Genomic DNA, 18,411 nt, shown 5'->3' with positions numbered 1-18,411 from the left:
TATGTTCGGCCCGAGCCCAAGGCCCGGTATATAGCTCAGCCCAAGCGAGGATACCATCAGCACCCAGTCCTATAACATGTCCGACGCCTACAAGCAGGCCGGTGTGGACATCGATGCGGGCAACGCGCTTGTCGAAGCGATCAAGCCCCTTGCCCGCTCCACCGCGCGCTCCGGCTCCGACGCGGGCCTGGGCGGTTTCGGCGCGCTGTTCGATCTGCGTGCCGCCGGCTACCAGGATCCGCTTCTGGTCGCGACGACCGACGGCGTCGGCACCAAGCTGAAGGTGGCGATTCTCGCCAACCGTCACGACACGGTCGGCATCGACCTCGTCGCCATGTGCGTCAACGATCTGGTCGTGCAGGGCGCCGAGCCGCTGCTGTTCCTGGATTACTATGCCACCGGCAAGCTCGACGTGGCCGCCGGCCGCGACATCGTCGCCGGCATCGCCGAAGGCTGCCGTCAGGCCGGCTGCGCCCTGGTTGGCGGCGAGACCGCCGAGATGCCGGGCATGTATTCGGAAGGCGATTACGACCTCGCGGGTTTCTCCGTCGGTGCTGTGGAACGCCAGCACGCCCTGACCGGTTCCGCCGTCCAGGCCGGTGACGTCGTCCTCGGCCTTGCCTCCACCGGCGTGCATTCCAACGGCTATTCGCTGGTGCGCAAGCTGGTTGAGAAGTCGGGCCTCGGTTACGACTCCGCCTGCCCCTGGGACGGGTCGAAGACGCTGGGCGAGGCGCTGCTGACGCCGACCCGCATCTATGTGAAGAGCACGCTGAAGGCGGTGCGCGCCGGCACGGTCCGTGCCATGGCCCACATCACCGGCGGCGGCCTGATCGAGAACATTCCGCGCGTCCTGCCGGACGGGCTGGGTGTCGTCCTCGACGCCTCGACCTGGACCCTGCCTCCCGTCTTCTCCTGGCTGATGAAGACCGGCGGCATCGCTCCGTACGAGATGGCCCGCACCTTCAACGTCGGCCTCGGCATGGTCGTCGTGGTTCCCGCCGAAAAGGCGGAGGAGGCCATCGACATCCTGCGCGAGGGCGGCGAGACGGTCTACACCGTCGGCACCGTCACCGCGCTGAAGGACGGCGACGCCCGCGTGACCGTCAATGGCATGGATGCGGCCTGGACCGCGTAAGGGACGCCTAAGGATCTTGTGATGAGCAAGTTGAAGCTCGGCGTCCTGATCTCGGGGCGCGGCAGCAATCTGCAGGCGTTGATCGACGCCTGCGCCGCGCCCGATTTCCCGGCCGAGATCGCCCTGGTCCTGTCCAACAAGGCCGACGCCTTCGGTCTGGAACGGGCGGCCAAGGCCGGCATCGCCACCGCGGTGGTCAGCCACCGCGACTATCCCGGCGACAAGCCGGCCTTCGAAGCGGCGATGAACGCCACTCTGCGCGACTCTGGTGTCGAGCTGGTCTGCCTTGCCGGCTTCATGCGCCTGCTGTCGCCCTGGTTCGTCGGGCAGTGGCACAACGCGCTCATCAACATCCACCCGTCGCTGCTGCCCTCTTTCAAGGGGCTGGACACCCATCAGCGGGCACTGGACACCGGCGTCCGCTTCCATGGCTGCACCGTGCATTACGTGCGGCCGGAGATGGACGAAGGCCCGATCATCGCCCAGGCCGCCGTCCCGGTCCTGCCCGGTGACGACGCCCACCGTCTGGCCGACCGTGTGCTGGACTCGGAACATCGCCTCTACCCGCACGCCGTCCGTCTGATCGCCGAGGGCCGCGCCCGAGTCGATGGCGATCTGGTGCGGATCGAAGGCCCGGTCCCGGAGCTTGCGGCCGTGGTGAACCCGCCGCTCTAGGCACACTCTTCCTTCCGATCATCCCTCTTCCGGCATAGTTGACGGTTCCGCTCGGAATCTGTTGCGTTTCCGTGCGTCCGCGTCAAAAATTGCGGGCAAAAGAAACTGTTGGAGGGTTGATCGAAATGGCGGCCGTCAGTCCGAACCCGGTCAGTGAAGAGACCGTCCGCGCACATCAGGCGAACTGGATCGCCTTCACCAAATTCATGAAGCTCAGCATCGCCGGAGTCATCGCGGTGCTGGTGCTGCTGGCGATCTTTACGCTGTAGCAGGCAAAGGTCGCTGTAAGGGGGCACATGCCCCCCACCCTAATCCTCCCCCGCTGGGCGGGGGAGGGGATTGGCGCTTATATAGCATAGCGGCGGCAGTCCCTCCCCCGCCCAGCGGGGGAGGTTAGGTGGGGGCAAGTGTCCGCCCCCACAAACATCACCCCGCCAGCATCTCCAGCGCCTTCTGCAGCTTGTCGCGGGCCTGATCGGCGGCCTCGCGGCGGTCGCGCTGCTCCTCGATGACCTCTTCCGGAGCCTTGGCGACGAACTGCTCGTTCGACAGCTTGGCATCGATCTTCTTGATCTCGCCGGTCAGCTTGTCGATCTCCTTGGACAGGCGCGCCTTCTCCTTGTCGAGATCGACGATGCCTTCCAGCGGCAGAACCAGCGTGGTCTCGTCCAGCACCGCCTGCACGCTGCTCTTCGGCACCTCGCCCTGCAGCGGATCGACGCTCGACAGGCGGGCCATGCGCAGGATCAGGTCGCGGTGGGTGTCCAGCCGCTTCAGGCTGACCGCGTTCGGATCCTTCAGCTTCAGCTCGATCTGCGCCGCCGGCGGGACGTTCATTTCCGACCGCATCGAGCGGACCGAGGAAATCAGCCGCACCACCCAGTCCATCTCGTCGCGGGACGCCGGATCGACGATGTCGGCAGCGAACTCCGGCCATTCCGCCGAGATCAGGCGGTTGGCGCGCGCCGGCGACAGTTGCTCCCACAGCTCTTCGGTGATGAAGGGCATCAGCGGGTGCAGGATGTGCAGGATCTGGTCCAGTACCCAGGCGGTGGTCGCCCGCGTCTCCGCCTTCGCCGCCTCGTCCGACCCGGCCAGGATCGGCTTGGTGAACTCCATGTACCAGTCGCAGAAGGTGCCCCAGGTGAACTGGTAGGCGGCGCCGGCGGCCTCGTTGAACTTGTAGGCGTCGATCGACTCGGCGACCTTCTTCGCCGCATCGGCCAGCGCGCCGACGATCCAGCGGTTGACCGTCTGCGTCAGCCCGACCGGCTGGTAGCCGGCGACCGGCTCGCAGCCGTTCATCTGGCAATAGCGGGCGGCGTTCCACAGCTTGGTGGCGAAGTTCCGGTAGCCCTCGACCCGGTTCACCGCCAGCTTGATGTCGCGACCCTGGGCGGCCATCGCCGACAGGGTGAAGCGCAGCGCGTCGGTGCCGTACTGGTCGATGATCTCCAGCGGGTCGATGACGTTGCCCTTCGACTTCGACATCTTCTGGCCCTTCTCGTCGCGGACAAGGGCATGGATGTAGACGGTGCGGAAGGGCACGTCCTTCATGAAGTGCAGGCCCATCATCATCATCCGGGCGACCCAGAAGAAGATGATGTCGAAGCCGGTGACCAGCACGTCGGTCGGATAGTAGCGGTCCAGCTCCGGCGTCTGGTCGGGCCAGCCCAACGTCGAGAACGGCCACAGCGCCGACGAGAACCAGGTGTCGAGCACGTCGGCATCGCGCGTCAGTTCGACGTCCTGACCGTAATGGGTATTGGCGGCGGCGCGTGCCTCCTCCTCGGTCTCCTCGACGAAGAAGGTGCCGTCCGGGCCGTACCAGGCCGGAATCTGATGCCCCCACCAGATCTGGCGGCTGATGCACCAGGGCTGGATGTTGCGCATCCATTCGAAATAGGTGTTCTCCCACTGCTTGGGCACGAACACCGTCTTGCCGGTCTCCACCGCCTCGATGGCCGGCTTGGCCAGCGTCGCGGCATCGACATACCACTGGTCGGTCAGCCACGGCTCGATGGCGACGCCGGAGCGGTCGCCGTGCGGGACCATGTGGGTGTGCGGCTCGATCTTCTCCAGAAGCTCCAGCGCTTCCAGTTCGGCAACGACCTTCTTGCGCGCCTCGTAGCGGTCCAGGCCGCGATAGGCCTCGGGAACGTTGTCGTTCAACCGGGCGTCGCGATCCATGATGTTGATCTGCTCGAGCCCGCAGCGCTTGCCGACCTCGAAGTCGTTGAAGTCATGGGCCGGCGTGATCTTCACGGCGCCCGAACCCGTCTCCGGATCGGCATATTCGTCGCCGACGATCGGGATCAGGCGGCCGACCAGCGGCAGCCGGACCATCTTGCCGATCAGGTCCTTGTACCGCTCATCCTCCGGGTGCACCGCGACGCCGGTATCGCCCAGCATCGTCTCCGGACGGGTGGTGGCGACGACGATGAATCGGCCCTCCTCCCCGTCGATGGGATAGCGGAAGTGCCAGAGGTTGCCCTTGATCTCCTTCTGCTCGACCTCGAGGTCGGAGATCGCGGTGTGGAGCTTCGGGTCCCAGTTGACCAGACGCTTGTCCTTGTAGATCAGCCCCTGGCGGTGCAGTTCGACGAACACCTTGCGGACGGCGCGGCTCAGCCCCTCGTCCATGGTGAAACGCTCGCGCGGCCAGTCCGGCGAGGCGCCCAGGCGGCGCAGCTGACGGGTGATGGTGCCGCCCGATTCGGCCTTCCATTCCCAAACCTTGTCGATGAAGGCGTCGCGGCCGAAATCGTGGCGGGTCTTGCCGTCCTTCGCGAGGTTGCGCTCCACCACCATCTGGGTGGCGATGCCGGCATGGTCGGTGCCGGGCTGCCACAGGGCGTCACGGCCGCGCATGCGGTTGTAGCGGGTCAGCACGTCCTGGATGGTGAAGGTCAGCGCATGGCCCATGTGCAGGCTGCCGGTGACGTTCGGCGGCGGCATCATGATGGTGTAGGGCTTGCCGTTCCCCTGCGGCTGGGCGGCGAAGGCGCCCGACTCTTCCCACAGGCGGTAGTGCTTCTCCTCGACCTCGGCGGGCCGGTACGTCTTTTCCAACATCACCACGAACTTTCGCTAGGAACGTCTCAACCAGGGATCAGAAAGGCGGGGCTTAAAACACTCAGGATCAGAATTTCTGAGACCGCCGGATCATACGGTCGATCTCCTGCTGGACCAGCCGCTCGACCACCGTCGGCAGGTTCTCGTCCAGCCATTCCTTCAACAGCGGCTTCAGCAGTTCGCGCACGACCTCCTCCACCGTACGGATGCCGATGGGCATCGGGCCGATGGACAGGTCGTCGCCCAGTTCGCGCGCCAGATGGGTCAGGTGGTGAGAGGCATCCTCCGCCGTCCGGCGGGAGATCAGCCCGTCATCCGGATCGACCGCGCGGCGGCGCGGCCGCGGCGGGGGCGGCGGCTCGTCATCCTCGAAATCGTCGAACACCGGCGCCGGCCGCCGGGCGGCGGGGCGCGGCGGCGGCATCGGCTCGGGTTCCGGCTCGTCCCAGCGCGGCGGGGGCGGCGGAGGCGGCGACGGCTCCGGAAAAGCCGGTTCCTCCGGCCACGGATCGGGGTCCTGCTGGCCGAAGTCGGGCCGGTCGTCCGGCTCGTCCTCCACCATCTGGGTCAGTTCCAGGACGTCGTCGTCGTCCTCGTCCACCGGCGGGGGTGGCGGGGGCGGCGGCGGAGGGGGTGGCGGCGGAGGAGGCGGCGAAGGCGCCTGGGTTTCCGATTTGGCAGGCTCGCCGTCCTCGGAAATGATCCGCCGGATGGAGGCGAGGATTTCCTCCATCGAAGGTTCTTGCTGGCCCTTATCGCTCATCGTGGCAACCCGAGACGTCAACCTGACCCAAACCTAGGGCAGGGCTGACAAAAAAGCCATAATACAAAAACGGCCCGCTTTCGCGGGCCGTCTCGTTCATTCGGTCACCGAAGTTCCGAACCACTTGCCCCGCGTCTTGTCGTAATTCGCTTGCGGGTCGTATTTCTGGACCGGCAGGTTGAGCCGGTCGGCGGTCAACTGTCCGCTCGACGCCAGAACATTGAAGGCCGCCACCATCTCGTCGTGCTGGGCACGGACCAGGAAGACGCGGGCGTTCAGCAGTTCCTGTTCCTGGTTCAGCACGTCGAGCACGGTGCGCGAACCGACCTGCGCCTCCTGACGGACACCTTCCAGGGCGATCTGCGCCGCCTTGATCTGCGCCGAGTAGGACTCGATGCTGGCGCGCGCGGTCTGCAGGGCCTGCCAAGCGCTGACCGCCGATTCGGTCACCTGACGGCGGGCCTCCTCGATCTGCAGGCGGGCCTGATTGGCGGTCTGCTTGGCCTCGCGGACCAGGGCTTCGGGCTGGCCGGCCTGATAGAGCGGGATGGTCACCTGGGCGGTGATCTGCGCGCTGTCGGAGCGGTTCAGGTCGATGCCGGAGGAGCGGCCGGGATCGTAGGTGCGGCTGCCGGAGGCCGAGAGGTTCACCGACGGCAGCAGGCGGCCGTACTGCTGATCCACCGCCTCGCGCTGCGCCGCTTCGGTGTAGGAGGCGGACAAGACGTTCGGGTTGTTGGCGCGGGCCAGCTCGACCAGCTCGTCCAGGTTCTTCGGCAGGCGGAAGGCCGGCTTCGGCGCCTTCAGCTCTCCGGGGGCGGAACCGACCAGACGCTCGTAGGTCGCGCGCGAGGCGCGCAGCGTGCCTTCGGCCGAGATCTTGGAAGCGATGGCGGCCGACAGGCGCGACTCGGACTGGCTGACGTCGGTGCGGGTGTATTCGCCGACGCGGAAGCGATCGCGGGCGGCGTCCAGCTGACGGCGCAGCACCTGCTCGTTGTTGGTCTGCAGCTGCAGGATGGCCTGGTTCTGGACGATGTCCAGATAGGCCTGGGCGGCGGCCAGCAGGACCGACTGCTCCGACGCGATCAGGGTCGCGCGCTGCGCCTCGACCAGCCGTTCGGCCCGGCGGACGGCCGGGGCGACGGTGGCGTCGTAGATCGGCTGGGTGGCGGTGACGCCGACGCTTTTGGCGTTGGACTCCGACCCGGTCGAACCGCCGTCGTAATTGCTGTTGCCCATCGAGCGGGAGATGCCGGCGGTCACGCGGGCGGTCGGACGGTAGCCGGACAGAGCCTGCGGCACGCCTTCGTCGACGGCACGCAGACGGGCGCGCTGGGCGCCGATGGTCGGGTTGTTGGCATAGGCCTGGGCGAGGGCCTGTTCCAGGGACTGCGCCTGGGCCGTACCACCGCCGGTCACTGCTGTGCCCATCGTGGCGGTCAGGGTCAGGGCCGTCGCCAGCAGCCAGCGGCGCGCAAAACGGCTTCGCACGGTCATGTTCAGTAGACCTTCATGTTCGGGTCGATTCGGCGCGCCCAGGCATCGACACCGCCATCCAGGTTGATGGCGCGGTCGAAGCCCCTGGAACGCAGCCACATGGTGACCTGCGCGCTGCGGCCACCGTGATGGCACACGACGACGATGTCGCGGTCCTTCGGCAGCTCGTCCACCCGGCCGGGAAGCCCGTTCATCGGGATGTGCAGGCTGTCGTCGATGGCGCACAGCGCAAACTCCCACGGCTCGCGCACGTCGAGGACGACCGGATCGTCACCCGCCTTGCGGCGGCGGTCCAGTTCTTCCACCTCGATCTCAAACGGCGCGGCCATGGGTGCTCACTTTCGTGCAAGGGCGACGGCGACGGTAGCGCAGAACCGCGCAGAGGTAAACTGCACGGTTCAGTTCAAAACCTCTCCAACCGGCGAATCCGGTCAGAACACGAAGGACGCCTTCTTTTCGAAGCCCGGCAGCGCATGCGGCTGGGCCTCGAACAGGATGCGGCTCGACACCACGCCGGCGGTCCGCTGGAACAGGCGGACCTCCCCGACGGCGCCCTTGCCCTGGACAATGGCGACGAGGCGTCCGCCTTCCGCCAGCTGCTCGGTCAGCGCCGCCGGCACCTCCGGCACGGTACCTTCGACGACGATGACGTCGTAAGGGGCGTTTTGGGCGTACCCCTCCGCCAGCGGGCCGGTGACGGCCTTGGCATTCGTGATGCCCTGCCCGGCCAGCGCCGCGGTCGCAGCGGCGGTCAGCCCCTCGTCGCAATCGAGGCCGACCACCGACGAGGCGAGACGGCCCAGCACCGCGGTGGAGTAACCGCCGGCGGCGCCGACGTCGAGCACCCGGTCGGTCTCCTGCACGGCGACGGCCTGGAGCATGCGGGCGAAGACCATCGGCTCCAGCAGGAAACGGCCCTTGCCGATGGGAAGGTCGTCGTCGACATAAGCGACGCCACGCGCCGTCTCAGGAACGAAGGCTTCGCGCGGAAGCTCCGACAGGACATCGACGAGACGTTGATCGGTCACCTTGTTGGGGCGGATCTGTCCCTCGACCATGAAATAGCGTGCGGCGGCGAAATCGGTCATGGCGGTCGCTTATTGATGTGTTGTGACGACACCGGCACCAAGCCGAACAGCGGACGGCTTCCTGCCATGGCGGTATATAGCCGCAAAGGCCTGGCGAACACAACGCCACGAGCGGTTGGCATCCGGCCTTTGCCGGGTGTCGGGAAAACGGGTGGGGAAACCGCCACCGGGATCAGGTTCCGGCCGCCCGGCGAACGATGTTCAAAAATCGTCACCAATCGCCTTGACCGCTCCGTTCCGGGCCGCTATACCACCGCTCCACACCGAGGTCGCACCGGAAACGGCGCGCCGGTGCCGGTCAGGATGGCGCGGTGGCAGAGTGGTGATGCAGCGGACTGCAAATCCGTGTACGTGGGTTCGATTCCCGCCCGTGCCTCCATACCTGACGATAGTATAGCAGACGACCGAATGGTCCGAACGCAGCCCCGCTCCGGCGGGGCTTTTTGCGTTTGGGCCTTGTTTTCGTTGATGGATTGCCCCTCCCTCCCCCTTCGCGCCTTGGGCCAAGAAAATTCATTTTCCTGTCGGAATTGGCTTGGCAGGGTCGGATGGTTCGGCTATACACCCGCCACGCCAACAACGGCGGCGGCCGAAAGGTCAGTCACCGATCCCGGTTAGCTCAGTTGGTAGAGCAGCGGACTGTTAATCCGCTTGTCGCTGGTTCGAGTCCAGCACCGGGAGCCAGATCGAAGAGGCCGGATGCAACACGCATCCGGCCTTTTCTTCTTTCTGCACCATTGCGCCTTGACTGTGGCGGTTAAGTAACCGAATTCGGTTTAAAGCAGTCGGGCTAGGACCGACGGTCGTCCGCTGTGGCAAGAACTAGTCCCAAAAGACGATCCTGACTTGCCGGAAGCGAAATGCCGCGCCCGGCCGCACGGCGTTAGACTTGATAACAATCCGGACCCAGTCTTGGACCGGGCGTCTCCAGCCATGGAGGATCGCCGTGCTTATGCCATTCCAGTCAGAACGTCTTCGCACCGCTCCGCCGGTCGATGGAACCGGCCGCGGTTCTCCCGAACCGGACGACCAACCGGTGCGGACGGTGGATTGCGTCACCGCGGTCCTGCTGTTCCTGGCGGCCGTGCTGGTCGCCCTGCTGGCCTTCAGCACGGATTGGGACGGCCCGGCCACCGACAGCCTCCCACAGGCCTACGAGAACACGCCGGTCCTGGTGATCCCGCCCCACCCGCGGTGAGGCGGCCCTACTCCACCAGATCATCATAGATGGTGTCGCCGGACTCCGACGGATCGCCCCCGACCGCGGCGACGGCCACCCGCTTCCATTCCCCGCACCAGTCGGTGGACAGCGTGATGGGAAAATCGCCTTCGGGGCTGCGCGGGGTCACCACCGGCGGATAGCGCCGGCAGGTCCCCTTCGGCCCGCGCTGGCGGAGCCCCTGCCCCTCCCAGAAGCGGCAGGTATAGCAGGTGTCGAGTCGCTTCATCGCGGACCGGTCTCCTTCCTTATGGCCGATTCTGCCGGCCGCTTTGGCCGGCATATCACCGGGACCCGCCTGCGCCCTCCGGTCAGCCGGTGGAGGGCGGCTTGCCGGGCCGCATCGTGTTGGCGCATCTGGCGTAATACGCCTTGATGTCCGCGTCCAGAACACTGCGGCGGCGTCCGTCCTCCGAGCCCTCCGGTGCATCGCTCAGGCGCTGGAACTCCTGAACGGCCTGTTCCAGTTCCTGTTCGCTGTTGATGGGCATGCTGTCGCCTTTCCTCTTCATTGTCCGGGCCGATTTCCGGTCTCCGACAGGACAACACCGGCCGGCAGCGGTATGTTTCCACCCGCAAAGGCGCGGCGGGCGCCCGGCAGCGGCTTGATGAGCCGCGACTCGAGCGCAATGTCATGTCAGTGTCATCCGAGTCGCGACGGACAGGGCCGCGCGACGACGGGGGTGCCCTTGGCCCTGCCTTGTGCGGGAGTGCGGCGTCATGCGGGTCGTCTCAACACCGGTCGTGAAGCGGCTGGCAGCCGCCATCCTCGTTCTTGTCGGCATTCAACTGGGCGCGGGTGCCGCGCGGGCAGCGGAACCGGAACAGCTTGATCCGGATCGCGTCGTCCGTTCCATCGTCGGCATCACCGCAACCGTGCCGCCGGACAGCCAGAGCGCGCGCACGCTGGGAACCGACCGCGAGGGCAGCGGCGTGGTCATCGACGGGTCCGGCCTGATCCTGACCATCGGCTATACGGTGATGGAGGCCTCGCAGATCGAGGTCACCGCCGCCGACGGGCGCAGCTATCCCGCCAGCATGGTCGCCTACGATCCCGTCAGCGGCTTCGGCCTGCTGCGGGCGGAGCTGGGGTTCTCGGCCCCCTGGCTGCGGCTGGCCAACGCCGATGCGGTGAAAGAGGGCGACACGCTGCTTGTGCTCAGCGGCGGCGACAATCGCGGCGCCACCGCCGTGAAGCTGGTCAGCAAGCGCGAGTTCGCCGGCTACTGGGAGTATCTGCTGGACGAGGCGCTGTTCACCTTCCCGCCGATCCGTGCCTTCAACGGCGCCGCCCTGGTCGACCGCGAGGGCCGGCTGGTCGGCATCGGATCGCTGCTGGTGATGGAGGCGGTGGAGGGCCGCGGCCTGCCCGGCAACATGTTCGTCCCGGTGTCGGCGCTGGAGCCGATCCTCGCCGACCTGCTCGCCTATGGCCGCCGGCAGGAGCCGGCCCGGCCGTGGTTGGGCGTTACCCTGCGCGAGGAGTTGGGCCGGCTGATGGTGGAAAAGGTGTCGCCGCGCAGCCCCGCCGAGTCGGCCGGCCTGCGTCCGGGCGACTGGATCGTCGGCGTCGGCGGCCAGCGCTTCAGCGGACTGGCGGATTTCTACCGCAAGCTCTGGGGCCTGGGGCCGGCCGGCGTCGTCGTCCCGCTGGAGGTGATGCGCGGCGCCACACTGACTCCCGTCCCGGTCACCTCGGCCGACCGCGTGCGCTTCCTGCGGCTGAACCCGACGCTGTGATGGCCGCCCCGGCGCTTGTGGTGGAAACTGCGGCGTAGCACCCTGTCGGGAACAGCCACCCGTGGGACCGCGCCGATCATGAATCACCCCGACATCGAGATCATCGACAAGAAGACCCCCTACAAGGGCTTCCTCACCATCGACGTCTACCGCCTGCGCCACAAGAAGTTCGACGGAAGCTGGACCGACGTGCTGCCGCCGCGCGAGGTGTGCGACCGCGGCGCGGCGGTGGGCGTGCTGCTGTACGATCCCGATCTCGACAGTGTGGTGATGATCGAGCAGTTCCGCGTCGGCTCCGCCGCGGCCGGCGGCCCGGCCTGGATGACCGAGATCGTCGCCGGCATGGTCGGCGAGGGCGAGAGCCCCGAGGAGGTGGCGCGCCGCGAATCGCTGGAGGAGGCCGGCTGCGCCATCCGTGAGATCGAGCAGATCTGCGATTACTACGTCAGCCCAGGCGCCTTCACCGAGGTCGTCACCGTCTTCTGCGGCCGGGTCGACAGCCGCAACCTCGCCGCCACCGGCGGCCTGGAGGAGGAGCACGAGGATATCCGGATTTTCGCCCTGCCGGCCGACGAGGCGATCCGCATGATGGACGAGAACCGCCTGCGCAATTCCGTCGCCATCATCGCGATCGGCTGGCTCGCCCGTCACCGCGAGGGCTTGCGCAAGCGCTGGCTCGGTCAGGGGTGAGTGTGCCGGGCGCCGGCAAGCGGCGCCCTCCCTCCGTCGTCAAATTCACACTTATACCTCGTTCAATGCAGCATTTCACACCGCCGCCTTGAAACCGCCGCTCCCCGACCTGATAGTATCGTCAGCAATCCACACCTGACCTTGGGAGTACCCGTCTTGGACATCCGCAACGGCTTTATCGGCGCCATCGGCAACACGCCGCTGATTCGCCTGGAAGGGCCATCGAAGGCGACGGGCTGCGAGATCCTGGGCAAGGCGGAGTTCCTGAACCCCGGCGGATCGGTCAAGGACCGCGCGGCGCTCGCCATCGTGCGCGACGCGGAAAAGCGCGGCCTGCTGCGCCCCGGCGGCACCATCGTCGAGGGCACGGCCGGCAACACCGGCATCGGGCTGGCGCTGGTCGGCAATGCGCTCGGCTATCGCACCGTCATCGTGATGCCGGAGACGCAGAGCCAGGAAAAGAAGGACATGCTGCGCCTGATCGGCGCCGACCTGCGGCTGGTCCCGGCGGTTCCCTATTCCAATCCCGACAACTACGTCCGCTATTCCGGCCGGCTGGCCGAGGAACTGGCGAAGACGGAGCCGAACGGCGTCGTCTGGGCCAACCAGTTCGACAACACCGCCAACCGCGAAGGCCACCGCACCACCACCGGCCCGGAGATCTGGGAACAGACCGGCGGCAAAATCGATGCCTTCACCTGCGCGGTCGGCAGCGGCGGCACGCTGGCCGGCATCGCGCTGGCGCTGAAGGAGCGGAACCCGAACATCCGCATCACGCTGGCCGACCCGATGGGCGCAGCGCTGTTCAGCTACTACACCAAAGGCGAGTTGAAGTCGGAAGGCAGCTCCATCACCGAAGGCATCGGCCAGGGCCGCATCACCGCCAACCTGGAACAGGCGCCGATCGACGACGCCCTGCAGATCCCGGATGAAGAGGCGCTGCCGATCATCTTCGACCTGATCAAGAACCAGGGTCTGGTGCTGGGCGGCTCGTCGGGCATCAACGTCGCCGCGGCGATGCGGGTTGCCCGCGACCTCGGTCCGGGTCACACGGTGGTGACCATCCTGTGCGACGGGGGGCAGCGTTACCAATCGAAGCTCTTCAATCCTGACTTCCTCCGTGAGCAGAATCTTCCGGTGCCAGACTGGCTGGCCTGATTCTTCTCGAGGGGGATATGGACGCGCTATTCCGCGAGGACGCCTACGCCCGAAACTGCGTCGCCACCGTCACGGCGGTGGACGACCGCGGCATCCGGCTCGACCGCACCGTCTTTTATCCGACCGGCGGCGGCCAACCGGGCGACAGCGGGGTGCTGCGCTTCGACGGGTTCGAAGTCCGCATCAAGGACACGGTGAAGGGCGACGGCGGCCCCGACGACGTCATCCATGTGCCGGAGGACGGGCAGGAGCTGCCCGCCCCCGGCACCGCGGTGGAGGCGGAGATCGACTGGGACCGCCGCTATCGCCACATGCGCATGCACACCGCCCTGCACCTGCTGTGCGCGGTGGTGCCGGGATCGGTCACCGGCGGGCAGATCGGGGCGGACAAAAGCCGGCTCGACTTCAACGTCCCGGCCGAAGCCCTCGACAAGGATGCCATTGCCGAGGCGGTGAACCGGCTGATCGCCGCCGACACGCCGGTCGGCACCCGCTGGATCTCCGACGAGGAGATGGCGGCGCAGCCGGAGTTGGTCCGCACCATGTCGGTGAAGCCGCCGACCGGCAGCGGCCGGGTGCGCCTGCTGAATGTCGAGGGCGTCGATCTGCAGCCCTGCGGCGGCACCCATGTCGCCCGCACCGGCGAAATCGGCGGAATCGAGGTGACGAAGATCGAAAACAAGGGCAAGCAGAACCGGCGCGTCGTTATCGCGCTGAAGGACTGAACCCGTCACCCCGATCTTCCGCCCGAAAGATTCCTTTTCAAGGACGCGCAGAATGAGCGACAGCACCGTGGATCCGCTGACCGGCCCCGTCGTCTCCACCGACTGGCTGGCCCACAATCTCGGAAGGCCCGGCCTTAAGGTTCTCGACGGGTCCTGGCACATGCCGGCCCTGAAGCGCGACATCCGGGCGGACTTCGCCACCTGCCACATCCCCGGCGCCCGGCTGTGCGACGTCGACGAGGTGGCGGCCCCGGACACCGCCCCCCTGCCCCACATGGCCCCCGATGAGGCGACCTTCGCCGCGAAGATCGGCGCGCTCGGCATCGGCGACGGCGACACGGTGGTGGTCTATGACGCCGCCGGCATGGCCACCGCGGCGGCGCGCGTCTGGTGGCTGTTCCGCCTGTTCGGCTTCGACCGCGTGGCGGTGCTCGACGGCGGACTGCCGAAGTGGCTGGCCGAGGGTCGCCCGACCGAATCGGGTGAGGCCGCCCCGGTCCACCCGACGGCCTTCACCGCACGCAAGCGGCCGGAGCTGATCCGCAGCGCCGATCAGGTGCTCGCCAACATCGACGCGCGGGCCGATCAGGTGACCGACGCCCGTGCCCAGCCCCGCTTCGAAGGCGCGGTGGCGGAGCCCTGGCCCGGCCGGCGCAGCGGACGCATTCCCGGCAGCTTCAACCTGCCCCACAGCGACCTGATCGACGCCGAGTCCAAGACCCTGCTGCCGCCGGATGTCATCGCGGAGAAGGCACGCGCCGCCGGACTGGATCTCGACCGGCCGGTCGTCGCCTCCTGCGGCAGCGGCATCACCGCCTGCGTCATCGCGCTCGGCCTCGCCAGCGCCGGCAAGCGGGACGTGGCGATCTATGACGGATCCTGGGCGGAGTGGGGCCTGCGCGAGGATCTGCCGCTGGAAACGGGACCCCGGCAATCGTGACCGAAGCCGTCACCGTCAGGCCCTGCACGGCGGACGACCGCGACGCCGTCGTTGCGCTGTGGACCGCCTGCGGGCTGGTGGTGCCGTGGAACGACCCGGCGGCCGATTTCGCGCTGGCGCTGTCGAAGACCAGTTCGATGGTGCTTGCCGCCGTGGCCGACGGGCTCCTCGTCGCCACCGCCATGGTCGGGCAGGATGGCCATCGCGGCTGGATCTATTACGTCGCCGTCGACCCAACTCGGCAGGGACAGGGGCTCGGCCGGCGCATGGTGGCGGAGGCCGAAGGCTGGCTGGCTGGCGCCGGCATGCCGAAGGTCCAGTTGCTCGTCCGTGAGACCAACCAACGGGTGCTGGCCTTCTACGAGAGGCTGGGCTATGCCAGATCGCCCGTCACGATGATGCAGAAATGGCTGACCAACCCTTCTCCCTGACCCGTCCCACCGTACCCGCCGCCAGCCGGCCGGGCCATCTGCCGGTAATCGTCACCTATCTGGAGATGACGGCGCCGCCGACCCACGCGCCCGTGCGCCAGCCGGCCGGCAACCTCTCCCTGGTCCGGGCCAACCCGCCGACCTGGTCCTTCTACCGCTACCTGTACGACACGGTCGGCGAACCCTGGCTATGGCACGAACGCCGCCGGATGCCGCGCAAGGAGCTGGAGCGCTCGATTCACGATCCGCTGGTGGAGGTCTGGGTGCTGTATGTCGACGGCACGCCCGCCGGCTATGGCGAGTTGGACCGGCGGACGCAGGAAACCGATCTTTCCTATTTCGGCCTGATTCCGGATTTCATCGGCCACAAGCTCGGCCCCTGGCTGCTCGACACCATCATCCGCAAGGCGTGGGACGGCGGTGCGACGAAGCTGGTCGTCAACACCTGCACCTTCGACCATCCGAAGGCGCTGCCGCTCTACCAGAGCATGGGTTTCGTGCCCACCCGCCATGTCGCCCGCGAGGTCCGCGATCCGCGCCTGGACGGCGTGCTACCGCGCAGCGCCGGCGACCATATCCCGCTCGCCCGCTAACTCAGAGAGGGCGGCGACACTCCGCCGCCCAGTCAGTCTTCCTGGCCGAACCGCTAAGCCCCCTCGGCCAGCGCAAGCAGCCCATCGACATCGACCGTCGACTCCAGCCGGTCGGCAACGGCGTCCAGCGCCCGCTCCACCGCCACGCCATAGGCCAGTTCCGACCCGTCGCCGCCCAGCCGGCGCAGATAGGCCGCACGGAAACCGTCGGCGCCGAACAGCCCGTGCAGATAGCAGCCGGCCACCCGCCCGTCCGCCGACTCCGCGCCGTCCGTCACACCGCCCGCCAGTTCCAGCATCGGCCGCGCCCGGTCCGGCCCTTCGGTGCGCCCCATGTGCATCTCGTACCCCGCAACCGCCGCGCCGGTGCGGCGCTCCGTGCCGCGAGCCTCCTCCAGCACCTTCGGCCCCTTCAGCACCGTCTCGACATCCAGCAGGCCCAGCCCCGTGGCCTCGCCCGGCGGTCCCTCGATGCCGTCCGGATCGGCGATGCCCCGGCCCAGCATCTGATAGCCACCGCAGATGCCCAGCACGCGCCCGCCGCGCCGCCAATGGGCCAGCAGATCGATGTCCCAGCCCTGCGCCCGCAGGAAGGCGAGGTCGGCAATCGTCGTCTTGGTGCCGGGCAGGATCACCAGATCGGCGTCGCCCGGCAGCGGCTGGCCCGCACGGACCATGGTCAGAGCCACACCCGGTTCCTGCGCCAGCGGATCGAAATCGTCGAAGTTGGCGATGTGCGGCAGCATCGGCACCGCCACGCGCAGCGCCCCGTTGCCGGATATCCGTGGCCGGTCCAGCGCCACCGCATCCTCCGCCGGCAGGGTCGCCGCCTCGTGCAGCCAGGGCACCACGCCGAATCCACGCCATCCGGTGTGGCTCTCGATGATCCGCAATCCTTCATCGAACAGGCGAACATCGCCGCGGAACTTGTTGATGAGAAAGCCTTTGATCCGCTCCTGTTCAGATTTCGGTAGAAGTGCGTGGGTGCCGACCAGACTGGCGATCACGCCGCCGCGGTCGATGTCGCCGACCAGCAGGACCGGCACGTCGGCGGCGGTGGCGAAGCCCATGTTGGCGATGTCGCCGGCCCGCAGATTGACCTCCGCCGGGCTGCCGGCGCCTTCGACCACCACGATGTCGGCCTCGGCCCGCAGCCGCTCGAAACTGTCCAGCACGGTGCCCAGAAGTTCGCGCTTGCGCGCCTGATAGTCGGCGGCCCGCGCGGTGCCAACCACCACGCCGCGCACCACCACCTGGGACCCGACGTCGGACTGCGGCTTCAGCAGCACCGGGTTCATGTGGACGCTGGGCGCCACGCCGCAGGCCCGCGCCTGCAGTGCCTGGGCACGGCCGATCTCGCCGCCGTCCGCCGTCACCGCCGCATTGTTCGACATGTTCTGCGGCTTGAACGGCCGGACGGTCAGCCCGCGCCGCACCAGCGCCCGGCACAGCCCGGCCACCAGCAGCGACTTGCCGACGTCGGAGCCGGTGCCCTGCAGCATGATCGCCCGTGATCGCATGGCCCGAGACTGCATGGCTCAGAACTCGATACCGGCCTGGGCCTTCACCCCGGCCTCGAACGGGTGCTTGACCAGCGTCATCTCGGTGACGAGGTCGGCGGCGGCGATCAGCTCCGGCTTGGCATTGCGGCCGGTGATGCAGACATGCAGATCCGGCCGGCGGGCGGCCAGCGTCGCCAGCACCTCGTCCAGCGGCAGATAGTCCATGCGCAGCACGATGTTCAGTTCGTCCAGCACGATCAGGCGGTAACGCGGGTCGGCCATCAGTTCCTTGGCCTTAGCCCAGGCGGCTTCGGCGGCGGCGATGTCGCGGGCGCGGTCCTGGGTGTCCCAAGTGAAGCCCTCGCCCATCGTGTGGAAGTCGACCAGATCCTCGAATCGCTCCAGCGCCACTGTCTCGCCGGTCGACCAGGCGCCCTTGACGAACTGCACCATGCCCACCCGCATGCCGTGGCCGACCGCACGCATCATCAGGCCGAAGGCGGCGGTGGACTTGCCCTTGCCCTTGCCGGTGTGGACCATCAGCAGGCCCTTCTCCACCGTCTTGGAGGCGAGCGCCCGCTCCTGCAGCGCCTTGCGCCGCTTCATCTTCTCGGCGTGGCGGCGGTTGATCTCATCGGAGTCGGTCATACGGGAGTTCCCTTCACGAACATCGGCAGACCGGCGACGGTCAGCACGACGCGCGGCGCCACGGCCGCGATGGATTGGTGCAGGCGGCCGGCATGGTCGCGGAAGCGGCGGGCCAGCGCGTTGTCGGGCACGATGCCCATCCCGACCTCGTTGGAGACCAGGACCACCCGGCCCGGCAGCGTCGCCAGAAGCTCCACCAGCGCCGCGCTCTCCGCCGCGACATCGGCCTCCGCCATCATCAGGTTGGTCAGCCACAGGGTCAGGCAATCGACAAGAATGCCGGTGCCCTCGGCGGCATGGGCACGCAGGACCCCGGTCAGGTCGCGCGGTTCCTCCACCGTCGTCCAGCCGGGGCCACGGTCGTCGCGATGCTTCGCCACCCGCTCCGCCATCTCCGCGTCCCACACTTCCGAGGTCGCGATATAGACGCGCGGGCCGCCCAGCGCCGTCACCAGCTCCTCGGCATAGCGGCTCTTGCCCGACCGCGCGCCACCCAGCACCAGCGTCAGGTCGGCGCTCATTCCCC

At 67.8% G+C, this 18,411-nt stretch carries 21 protein-coding genes and 2 tRNA genes; 13 read left to right on the top strand and 10 right to left on the bottom strand.

Annotation, left to right across the window (positions count from 1 at the left end; genetic code table 11):
- Nucleotides 1-76 precede the first annotated feature (76 nt).
- From purM to B9N97_RS35700, 3 genes are all read left to right on the top strand, one after another.
- On the top strand, nucleotides 77-1,138 hold the full coding sequence (gene purM, locus B9N97_RS18685) for a phosphoribosylformylglycinamidine cyclo-ligase (protein WP_085089269.1): 1,062 nt from the start codon (nucleotides 77-79) through the stop codon (nucleotides 1,136-1,138).
- Nucleotides 1,139-1,159: 21 nt separating this feature from the next.
- Complete coding sequence (purN, locus tag B9N97_RS18680) at nucleotides 1,160-1,813, top strand: phosphoribosylglycinamide formyltransferase (RefSeq protein ID WP_085089268.1); 654 nt, start codon at nucleotides 1,160-1,162, stop codon at nucleotides 1,811-1,813.
- Nucleotides 1,814-1,938: 125 nt separating this feature from the next.
- Entirely contained in the window at nucleotides 1,939-2,082 is a 144-nt protein-coding gene (locus B9N97_RS35700; protein ID WP_158282093.1) for a hypothetical protein, read from the top strand.
- Nucleotides 2,083-2,239: 157 nt separating this feature from the next.
- On the opposite strand, the gene B9N97_RS18675 is transcribed toward B9N97_RS35700, so the two are convergent.
- The 5 genes from B9N97_RS18675 to B9N97_RS18655 all read right to left on the bottom strand — a co-directional run bounded on the left by B9N97_RS18675 (nucleotide 2,240) and on the right by B9N97_RS18655 (nucleotide 8,239).
- Entirely contained in the window at nucleotides 2,240-4,888 is a 2,649-nt protein-coding gene (locus B9N97_RS18675) for a valine--tRNA ligase (protein ID WP_208621235.1), read from the bottom strand.
- A 67-nt stretch (nucleotides 4,889-4,955) separates the two neighbouring features.
- Entirely contained in the window at nucleotides 4,956-5,651 is a 696-nt protein-coding gene (locus B9N97_RS18670; protein ID WP_085089266.1) for a DUF2497 domain-containing protein, read from the bottom strand.
- A gap of 96 nt (nucleotides 5,652-5,747) precedes the next feature.
- On the bottom strand, nucleotides 5,748-7,151 hold the full coding sequence (locus tag B9N97_RS18665) for a TolC family outer membrane protein (RefSeq protein WP_085089265.1): 1,404 nt from the start codon (nucleotides 7,149-7,151) through the stop codon (nucleotides 5,748-5,750).
- A 2-nt stretch (nucleotides 7,152-7,153) separates the two neighbouring features.
- Nucleotides 7,154-7,480: a rhodanese-like domain-containing protein gene (locus tag B9N97_RS18660; protein ID WP_085089264.1), complete on the bottom strand. Its 327-nt coding sequence runs from the start codon at nucleotides 7,478-7,480 to the stop codon at nucleotides 7,154-7,156.
- Nucleotides 7,481-7,582: 102 nt separating this feature from the next.
- Entirely contained in the window at nucleotides 7,583-8,239 is a 657-nt protein-coding gene (locus B9N97_RS18655) for a protein-L-isoaspartate O-methyltransferase family protein (RefSeq protein WP_085089263.1), read from the bottom strand.
- A 305-nt stretch (nucleotides 8,240-8,544) separates the two neighbouring features.
- Here B9N97_RS18655 and B9N97_RS18650 point away from each other — a divergent pair.
- The 3 genes from B9N97_RS18650 to B9N97_RS18640 all read left to right on the top strand — a co-directional run bounded on the left by B9N97_RS18650 (nucleotide 8,545) and on the right by B9N97_RS18640 (nucleotide 9,437).
- Nucleotides 8,545-8,618: transfer RNA gene (locus B9N97_RS18650), tRNA-Cys, on the top strand.
- A 229-nt stretch (nucleotides 8,619-8,847) separates the two neighbouring features.
- Nucleotides 8,848-8,923 (top strand) — tRNA-Asn (locus B9N97_RS18645).
- Nucleotides 8,924-9,191: 268 nt separating this feature from the next.
- The gene (locus tag B9N97_RS18640) at nucleotides 9,192-9,437 is read left to right on the top strand and encodes a hypothetical protein (RefSeq protein WP_244560773.1); all 246 of its coding nucleotides are present in this window, start codon (nucleotides 9,192-9,194) and stop codon (nucleotides 9,435-9,437) included.
- A 7-nt stretch (nucleotides 9,438-9,444) separates the two neighbouring features.
- Here B9N97_RS18640 and B9N97_RS18635 read toward each other — a convergent pair whose 3' ends face one another.
- Together B9N97_RS18635 and B9N97_RS18630 are read right to left on the bottom strand one after the other, a co-directional pair.
- Nucleotides 9,445-9,687 carry a hypothetical protein gene (locus B9N97_RS18635; RefSeq protein WP_085089261.1) on the bottom strand — a complete coding sequence of 81 codons (243 nt, stop codon included), beginning with the start codon at nucleotides 9,685-9,687 and terminating at the stop codon, nucleotides 9,445-9,447.
- 82 nt (nucleotides 9,688-9,769) lie between these two features.
- Complete coding sequence (locus tag B9N97_RS18630) at nucleotides 9,770-9,949, bottom strand: hypothetical protein (protein ID WP_085089260.1); 180 nt, start codon at nucleotides 9,947-9,949, stop codon at nucleotides 9,770-9,772.
- Nucleotides 9,950-10,178: 229 nt separating this feature from the next.
- On the opposite strand from B9N97_RS18630, the gene B9N97_RS18625 reads away from it, so the two are divergent.
- The 7 genes from B9N97_RS18625 (at nucleotide 10,179) to B9N97_RS18595 (ending at nucleotide 15,735) form a co-directional block, all read left to right on the top strand.
- Nucleotides 10,179-11,198: a S1C family serine protease gene (locus tag B9N97_RS18625; protein WP_085089259.1), complete on the top strand. Its 1,020-nt coding sequence runs from the start codon at nucleotides 10,179-10,181 to the stop codon at nucleotides 11,196-11,198.
- 78 nt (nucleotides 11,199-11,276) lie between these two features.
- Entirely contained in the window at nucleotides 11,277-11,888 is a 612-nt protein-coding gene (locus tag B9N97_RS18620; RefSeq protein WP_085089258.1) for an NUDIX domain-containing protein, read from the top strand.
- Between the two features lie 156 nt (nucleotides 11,889-12,044).
- Entirely contained in the window at nucleotides 12,045-13,046 is a 1,002-nt protein-coding gene (locus tag B9N97_RS18615; protein ID WP_085089257.1) for a cysteine synthase A, read from the top strand.
- A 17-nt stretch (nucleotides 13,047-13,063) separates the two neighbouring features.
- Nucleotides 13,064-13,771, top strand: a complete 708-nt coding sequence (locus tag B9N97_RS18610; protein ID WP_085089256.1) for an alanyl-tRNA editing protein — start codon at nucleotides 13,064-13,066, stop codon at nucleotides 13,769-13,771.
- 52 nt (nucleotides 13,772-13,823) lie between these two features.
- Nucleotides 13,824-14,711, top strand: coding sequence for a rhodanese-like domain-containing protein (locus B9N97_RS18605; protein ID WP_085089255.1), 888 nt, complete (start codon nucleotides 13,824-13,826; stop codon nucleotides 14,709-14,711).
- Complete coding sequence (locus tag B9N97_RS18600; protein ID WP_085089254.1) at nucleotides 14,708-15,142, top strand: GNAT family acetyltransferase; 435 nt, start codon at nucleotides 14,708-14,710, stop codon at nucleotides 15,140-15,142. The genes B9N97_RS18605 and B9N97_RS18600 overlap by 4 nt, the downstream gene beginning before the upstream one ends.
- Entirely contained in the window at nucleotides 15,118-15,735 is a 618-nt protein-coding gene (locus tag B9N97_RS18595; RefSeq protein WP_085089253.1) for a GNAT family N-acetyltransferase, read from the top strand. The genes B9N97_RS18600 and B9N97_RS18595 overlap by 25 nt, the downstream gene beginning before the upstream one ends.
- 53 nt (nucleotides 15,736-15,788) lie before the next feature.
- Here the strand turns inward: B9N97_RS18595 and B9N97_RS18590 are convergent, their stop codons facing one another.
- Genes B9N97_RS18590 through cobU form a run of 3 tightly spaced genes read right to left on the bottom strand, consistent with a single transcriptional unit; the run spans nucleotide 15,789 to nucleotide 18,406 of the window.
- A complete protein-coding gene (locus tag B9N97_RS18590) occupies nucleotides 15,789-17,255 on the bottom strand; it encodes a cobyric acid synthase (protein WP_085090651.1) in 1,467 nt (488 codons plus the stop codon).
- 18 nt (nucleotides 17,256-17,273) lie between these two features.
- Nucleotides 17,274-17,885: a cob(I)yrinic acid a,c-diamide adenosyltransferase gene (gene cobO, locus B9N97_RS18585; protein ID WP_085089252.1), complete on the bottom strand. Its 612-nt coding sequence runs from the start codon at nucleotides 17,883-17,885 to the stop codon at nucleotides 17,274-17,276.
- Entirely contained in the window at nucleotides 17,882-18,406 is a 525-nt protein-coding gene (cobU, locus tag B9N97_RS18580; RefSeq protein WP_085089251.1) for a bifunctional adenosylcobinamide kinase/adenosylcobinamide-phosphate guanylyltransferase, read from the bottom strand. Before cobU ends, cobO begins: the two co-directional genes overlap by 4 nt.
- Nucleotides 18,407-18,411: the final 5 nt, after the last annotated feature.

Origin of the sequence: Azospirillum oryzae (assembly GCF_900177515.1) — a bacterium.
Lineage (GTDB): Bacteria > Pseudomonadota > Alphaproteobacteria > Azospirillales > Azospirillaceae > Azospirillum > Azospirillum oryzae_A.
This window is presented reverse-complemented; position numbering and strand designations above follow the sequence as displayed.

What these genes read in the sequence shown, in the direction of transcription:
- purM (WP_085089269.1), top strand. Translation starts at nt 77, where the DNA reads ATGTCCGACGCCTACAAGCAGGCCGGTGTGGACATCGATGCGGGCAAC.
- purN (WP_085089268.1), top strand. Translation starts at nt 1,160, where the DNA reads ATGAGCAAGTTGAAGCTCGGCGTCCTGATCTCGGGGCGCGGCAGCAAT.
- B9N97_RS35700 (WP_158282093.1), top strand. Translation starts at nt 1,939, where the DNA reads ATGGCGGCCGTCAGTCCGAACCCGGTCAGTGAAGAGACCGTCCGCGCA.
- B9N97_RS18675 (WP_208621235.1), bottom strand. Translation starts at nt 4,888, where the DNA reads ATGTTGGAAAAGACGTACCGGCCCGCCGAGGTCGAGGAGAAGCACTAC.
- B9N97_RS18670 (WP_085089266.1), bottom strand. Translation starts at nt 5,651, where the DNA reads ATGAGCGATAAGGGCCAGCAAGAACCTTCGATGGAGGAAATCCTCGCC.
- B9N97_RS18665 (WP_085089265.1), bottom strand. Translation starts at nt 7,151, where the DNA reads ATGACCGTGCGAAGCCGTTTTGCGCGCCGCTGGCTGCTGGCGACGGCC.
- B9N97_RS18660 (WP_085089264.1), bottom strand. Translation starts at nt 7,480, where the DNA reads ATGGCCGCGCCGTTTGAGATCGAGGTGGAAGAACTGGACCGCCGCCGC.
- B9N97_RS18655 (WP_085089263.1), bottom strand. Translation starts at nt 8,239, where the DNA reads ATGACCGATTTCGCCGCCGCACGCTATTTCATGGTCGAGGGACAGATC.
- B9N97_RS18640 (WP_244560773.1), top strand. Translation starts at nt 9,192, where the DNA reads ATGCCATTCCAGTCAGAACGTCTTCGCACCGCTCCGCCGGTCGATGGA.
- B9N97_RS18635 (WP_085089261.1), bottom strand. Translation starts at nt 9,687, where the DNA reads ATGAAGCGACTCGACACCTGCTATACCTGCCGCTTCTGGGAGGGGCAG.
- B9N97_RS18630 (WP_085089260.1), bottom strand. Translation starts at nt 9,949, where the DNA reads ATGCCCATCAACAGCGAACAGGAACTGGAACAGGCCGTTCAGGAGTTC.
- B9N97_RS18625 (WP_085089259.1), top strand. Translation starts at nt 10,179, where the DNA reads ATGCGGGTCGTCTCAACACCGGTCGTGAAGCGGCTGGCAGCCGCCATC.
- B9N97_RS18620 (WP_085089258.1), top strand. Translation starts at nt 11,277, where the DNA reads ATGAATCACCCCGACATCGAGATCATCGACAAGAAGACCCCCTACAAG.
- B9N97_RS18610 (WP_085089256.1), top strand. Translation starts at nt 13,064, where the DNA reads ATGGACGCGCTATTCCGCGAGGACGCCTACGCCCGAAACTGCGTCGCC.
- B9N97_RS18605 (WP_085089255.1), top strand. Translation starts at nt 13,824, where the DNA reads ATGAGCGACAGCACCGTGGATCCGCTGACCGGCCCCGTCGTCTCCACC.
- B9N97_RS18595 (WP_085089253.1), top strand. Translation starts at nt 15,118, where the DNA reads ATGGCTGACCAACCCTTCTCCCTGACCCGTCCCACCGTACCCGCCGCC.
- B9N97_RS18590 (WP_085090651.1), bottom strand. Translation starts at nt 17,255, where the DNA reads ATGCGATCACGGGCGATCATGCTGCAGGGCACCGGCTCCGACGTCGGC.
- cobO (WP_085089252.1), bottom strand. Translation starts at nt 17,885, where the DNA reads ATGACCGACTCCGATGAGATCAACCGCCGCCACGCCGAGAAGATGAAG.
- cobU (WP_085089251.1), bottom strand. Translation starts at nt 18,406, where the DNA reads ATGAGCGCCGACCTGACGCTGGTGCTGGGTGGCGCGCGGTCGGGCAAG.